1 protein-coding gene is annotated in these 404 nt (G+C 54.7%); it reads left to right on the top strand.

The features are described 5' to 3' along the window. Window positions 1–37: 37 nt before the first annotated feature. Window positions 38–404, top strand: a 367-nt coding sequence (locus tag ACLD7X_RS19400) for a hypothetical protein (protein WP_411425312.1), incomplete at its 3' end; no start/stop codon positions are given.

The raw sequence follows: 404 nt of genomic DNA, 5'->3' as shown, positions 1-404 counted from the left end.
AGTTATCCCTCTCGACACCATACGTGCGCCCCTCCGTATGCGCACAATTCGTGTTGTTGCAGGTTCGCCGGAACGTGGCGTTCGAACAACGTTTTGGCAGGACGATCAGAATCCTGCCTATGTCGTTCCCGTCGCGACGATCCGGTACGATTCAGTTGGTTCAGTCGTGCAGACGATCAGAATTGTCGTTGAGGGCGAGTGCCCCGACAGCATCGATATTCGGATAGAGGCGTCATTTGAGCAACTGCCCGACTCAATACGGGTTCGTGTGGAAGGATCGGACGTAACGGCGAAAGCGGGCGCGAGTGTCGAACTCCCATTCCGCGTTTTTGTTCGGTCCACACGCACACTCCCAACCTCTGTCACTGTAGGTTTTTCCTGGCATCGATCCGTGTTTTTTCTTG

The organism is Aphanothece microscopica RSMan92, assembly GCF_046613545.2.
Lineage (GTDB): Bacteria > Cyanobacteriota > Cyanobacteriia > PCC-6307 > Cyanobiaceae > NIES-981.
Note: the sequence above shows the minus strand (reverse complement) of the source record. Positions and strands in the feature narration are given on the sequence as shown.